At 60.6% G+C, this 4,513-nt stretch carries 5 protein-coding genes; 4 read left to right on the plus strand and 1 reads right to left on the minus strand.

Annotated features, from left to right (window positions below; all coding sequences use genetic code 11):
• The 4 genes from IRZ24_RS17185 to IRZ24_RS17200 all read left to right on the plus strand — a co-directional run.
• Positions 1-981 (plus strand): energy-coupling factor ABC transporter permease (locus IRZ24_RS17185; protein WP_297166880.1); only part of this gene is annotated, 981 nt, incomplete at its 5' end.
• Complete coding sequence (cbiQ, locus tag IRZ24_RS17190; protein WP_297166883.1) at positions 978-1,910, plus strand: cobalt ECF transporter T component CbiQ; 933 nt, start codon at positions 978-980, stop codon at positions 1,908-1,910. The genes IRZ24_RS17185 and cbiQ, both read left to right, overlap by 4 nt.
• Positions 1,907-2,758, plus strand: a complete 852-nt coding sequence (locus IRZ24_RS17195) for an ABC transporter ATP-binding protein (protein WP_297166886.1) — start codon at positions 1,907-1,909, stop codon at positions 2,756-2,758. Before cbiQ ends, IRZ24_RS17195 begins: the two co-directional genes overlap by 4 nt.
• A 207-nt stretch (positions 2,759-2,965) precedes the next feature.
• Entirely contained in the window at positions 2,966-4,156 is a 1,191-nt protein-coding gene (locus IRZ24_RS17200; protein WP_297166889.1) for a permease, read from the plus strand.
• A gap of 95 nt (positions 4,157-4,251) precedes the next feature.
• Here IRZ24_RS17200 and IRZ24_RS17205 read toward each other — a convergent pair.
• Positions 4,252-4,513: DUF1330 domain-containing protein (locus IRZ24_RS17205; RefSeq protein WP_297166892.1), on the minus strand; the 262-nt coding region annotated here is incomplete at its 5' end.

The raw sequence follows: 4,513 nt of genomic DNA on the forward strand, positions 1-4,513 counted from the left end.
AATATGGGGGTAATTTTACCGTTTGTCGGCTATTATAGCTATCGGCTGTTGGCGGGAAGCTCAGCGGTGCTCTCGACGCGGCGCATCTGGGCCGCGGCCATCGGTGCCTATCTGGGCATCACTGCGGCGGCGCTGGCGGTTGGTATCGAGCTGGGTCTACAGCCGCTGCTCTTCCAGCAAAACGGGCATGCTCTTTATAGCCCCTATCCGCTCGACGTAGCCGTGCCGGCCATGCTCCTTTCGCATGCCTTTGGGGCCTCAGTGGTGGAAGCGCTGATCACGGCGCTGGGCTTTGCCTACATCCAGAAGCACCATCCGGCCTTGCTGACAACGTTGCGCGAGGTGGTAAGTGGTGACGCCGTCCCGACTGGCGACGCCCAGGCGCTGCCGCTATGGCGCATCTTCGCCCTCGCCATCCCGTTGGCGCTGGTTCTGCTCTTTATTGCTGGTCTAATTACGGGAGGGGGACGCCTTGATCATCTCTTTGGGGCAGATTGGTCGCAGGTGAGCTGGTCGGATGTCGGCATTATGCTACTCATTGTCCTGGGCATTGCAGTGGTCCTCTTACCTCTGACCTGGTTCGTCTTGCCGGCGCGCCTGAAACGGGTGGGAACCTTCTTCATGGCCCTGGCCATTTTCGCGCCGTTGGGCCTGATTGCGCCAGGCTTTGCCTTTGGGGAGGGCAGCCCCGAGGATGTGCAGAAGGCTTTTGGATATATTCCCCAGGGGCTGCGCGATCTCAATGGCCTCTGGAACGCGCCCTTGAGTGGCTACACTATCAATGCTGACTTCTTTACGGCGCCGAATGCTCCTCTCTGGCATGCGGCGTTGGGCTACGAGATCAGCGGCATCATCGGGATTCTCCTGCTGGTACTGGTGGTTTCGGGCTTAATGCTGCTGATACGCCGGCTGACTGGTCGTGGCGGAGGTGAAACAGAAGTTAGCAGCAAGCCTGTGCAGCCGCGTGAGGAGGCGCTATGAGTTTGAGAGCGGGTGACCAGCTAGGGGAGCCGACCCGGGCCGGCGACAGCCCCGAGCGCCTGGCGCTCTCGCGACAGGAGCGCCGGCAGTTGCGTCACCAGCTCGGCTGGGTCGAACAGACGCTGGCGGGGGTAACGGAGGCCATTGAGCGAGCTGTCTTTACTGAGGAGCATGCGCGTAGTCCAGGTTGGCTGCAGGGTCTTGATCCACGCGTCAAGCTGGGTATGTTCGTGGTGACGGTACTGGCCGCCAGCCTTTCGCACTCGCTGCTGGCGCTGCTGCTCTTGTACGGAGCGCTCTTGTTGGCAGCGCGTGCCAGTCTGCTCCCCTTCGATTTTTTTGTACGCCGGGTCTGGCTGGGCATCCCCTTTTTCGCGGGCATCGTCATTCTGCCCTCGATCTTTTTCACCAGTGGCGGGCCGCGCCTCTTTGAGCTGGTCATCGGGCCGCTGCACCTGGGGCCGACGCCGGCCAGTCTGCTGGGGGCTGCGGTCTTCGTAATGCGGGTGGGAGATGCCGTCTCGCTGGCTGTCCTCCTGATTCTTACAACGCGCTGGGCGGATCTACTCAAGAGCCTGCAGGTCCTGCGTGTGCCGCAGATCTTCATCTTGCTGCTCTCGATGACTTACCGCTATATTTTCCTCTTTTTGCATACTGTCAACGGCTTCTTTGAGGCGCGCAAGAGTCGTACGGTGGGACTGACGAGTGGGAGTGAGCAGCGGACCTGGATCGTGGCCGCCCTGGTGACCTTGATGAATCGCTCCTTCCAGATGAGCAATGAGGTCTATGCTGCCATGTGCGCGCGCGGCTTCACTGGCACAATTCGCACCTATAGCGATTATCGTCTGCGAACTGGGGATGTGTTAGCATTCTTGGGCACAGCTCTGTTGGCGATTGGCCTTTTTTTCTTGGGGAGGGTCATCGTATGAGTGTGATGCAGGTCTCGGCGCTCCAGCCGGGTCAAGTGATCTATCAGCTGCGTGGAGTGCGCTATCGCTATCATGGTCGGCATTTGGCGCTTGATGGCATCGATCTGGAGATTAGCCACGGCGAGCAAATTGCGCTCTTGGGCGCCAACGGGAGCGGCAAGTCGACCTTGCTGAAGCTGCTCGACGGCCTGCTAGCGCCCGAAGAGGGCTATATGCGGGCGCTAGGCCGCGATATTAAAGCGGTGGCGGCGGGCCAGGAAACGTTTACCTTCCATCGGCAGGTTGGGCTGGTCTTTCAAGATCCTGACGTGCAGCTCTTCAGCGCCACGGTCTTTGATGATGTCGCCTTCGGGCCGCTGCAGCTCGGCCTCCCACGTGAGGAGGTCAAACGGCGCTCTCAGGAGGCGCTGGAGCTGATGGAGATCACCCATCTGGCCGACCGTGCTCCCTTCGAACTGTCAGGAGGCGAGAAGAAACGCGCGGCCATCGCTTCAGTGCTCTCGCTGCAGCCGGAGGTCATTCTGCTCGACGAGCCGACAGCCTCGCTTGACCCGCGCACTAAGTGGGTACTGGTCAATCTGATCCGGCGCCTGGGCGAACAAGGCAAGACCATTGTGACGGCCACGCATGAATTGGAGATTGTGCCCTTGATTGCCCGTCGCGTACTCGTGCTCGGGGAGGAGCGGCGCATTCTGGCCGATGGTCAGCCGGAAGAGATCTTACGCGATCGCGCGCTGCTGGTCCGTGCCAATCTGATTCATCCGCAACTGCACCGCAGTTGGTTGCTGACGCTGGAAAGCGAAACAGAACCACAAGCACCGAGTGATGCCCCGGCTTCCTCCTTCTAGCCTGCCGCTTAGGGAGAGCGCTCCGCGGCATGGGGGCTGAGCCCTTGCCTGAGCTTGACGGTGAAGCCTGAGCGGCCTATGTTATCTAGCAAGTGTTGCTGCCGTCCGCTCTCGCTGGGCTAGAAGATGTCAGACTCATTATGGATAACAGGCAACAGCAGGCGGGAACAGGTCGGCCTTGAGCGGAGTGAGGGAGAGAAAGCTGCCATGTTCATCGTCAAGGCGCTGCTCAGTGCCTTCTACATGCTCTGGGAAATTCTCTGGCCGCTCATCTTCGGCTTTGCGCTCTCGGCGCTTGTCCAGGCCCTGGTATCGCGGAGAACGCTGGCGCGCCTACTAGGTGGCACAGGACCGCGGCATCTGGCGCTGGCGACGCTCTTCGGCATCGCCTCTAGCTCTTGCTCTTATGCGGCGGTTGCTCTGGCGCGCTCGCTCTTCCGCAAGGGAGCCAGCTTCACTGCAGCAATGGTCTTTGAGCTGGCGTCGACCAACCTGGTCATTGAGCTGGGCCTGATCTTACTGGTTCTGCTGGGCTGGCCCTTCATGCTGGCCCAGTATCTCGGCGGCCTCCTCATGATCGTCCTCCTGGCGCTCATCTTCCGCCTCACGCTGACGCGCGCGCTGGTAGCCCGTGCCCAAGAGCAAGCAGAGCGTGGTCTCAGCGGAAGAATGGAGGGCCATGCGGCGATGGATATGAGCCTTGAGGAAAATGGCCCGTTCTGGCGCCGTCTCTGGAGCGGGCGCGCCTTCACGGCAATCAGCCATTATTTTGTCATGGACTGGGCGGCGGTCTGGACCGATGTGCTCCTGGGCCTGCTTATTGCCGGCGCCTTGGCGGCCTGGGTGCCCGATAGCTTCTGGCGTGTCTTCTTCCTCAGCGGCAATCCGACGCTGGCGGCCATCGAAGGGCCGCTACTGGGTCCATTAGTAGCCATCATCAGCTTTGTCTGCTCCGTAGGCAATGTCCCCTTAGCGGCGGTCCTCTGGCATGGCGGTATCAGCTTCGGTGGCCTCGTCAGCTTCATCTTTGCCGACCTGATCGTTCTCCCTATCCTCGACATCTATCGCAAATATTACGGCTGGCAGATGGCTGGCTATTTGCTGCTGACCTTCTATATCACGATGGCGCTGGCCGGCTATCTGGTGGAGCTCCTCTTTAGCCTCCTGGGCCTGATCCCAACACAGCGGACAGTGGCCGCTATTAGCGAAGGTCTCCACTGGAACTACACCACCGTGCTCAACTTGCTGGCTCTCTTCCTCGCCGCCGTGCTCGTCATGCGCTTTTTGCGCACCGGTGGCCTGACCATGCTTGCCATGATGAACCAGTCCCCGGGCGAGCTATCGCCCGGCCCTCACGCCGATGAGCATAGGTCTCACGAGCAGCAAAAGACCTCATGAGCAGAGTGGTCAGCGCTATCCCTCTCGCTCATGAGGCTGGCATTGTCCGCTGAGGGAAAGAACTGCCCGGCGCCGGTTGCCAGATCTCGACCCTCTCAGGCCGGCTGCTCGGGAAGGCCGTGAACGAGAATCAAGCGAGAGTGAGAGGCGCGCTGGCGAATGCCCCGGATTGTGCTGTACTCGGGTGAATTGTACCAGGCCCAGGCTTGTTCAGCCGTCGGGAACTCCAGCAGAGCGATGCGACCAGGCTTCCAATCGCCCTCGATTGTCTCGATCTGACTCCCACGGGCCAGATATCTGCCTCCATATTGGGCTACCGTGGCACCAGCCTGGCGGGCGTACTCCTGATAGTCTTCA

It is taken from the genome of Thermogemmatispora sp., assembly GCF_019683755.1.
GTDB lineage: Bacteria > Chloroflexota > Ktedonobacteria > Ktedonobacterales > Ktedonobacteraceae > Thermogemmatispora.

Coding starts and splice junctions, on each gene's coding strand:
- cbiQ (WP_297166883.1), top strand. CDS start 978: ATGAGTTTGAGAGCGGGTGACCAGCTAGGGGAGCCGACCCGGGCCGGC.
- IRZ24_RS17195 (WP_297166886.1), top strand. CDS start 1,907: ATGAGTGTGATGCAGGTCTCGGCGCTCCAGCCGGGTCAAGTGATCTAT.
- IRZ24_RS17200 (WP_297166889.1), top strand. CDS start 2,966: ATGTTCATCGTCAAGGCGCTGCTCAGTGCCTTCTACATGCTCTGGGAA.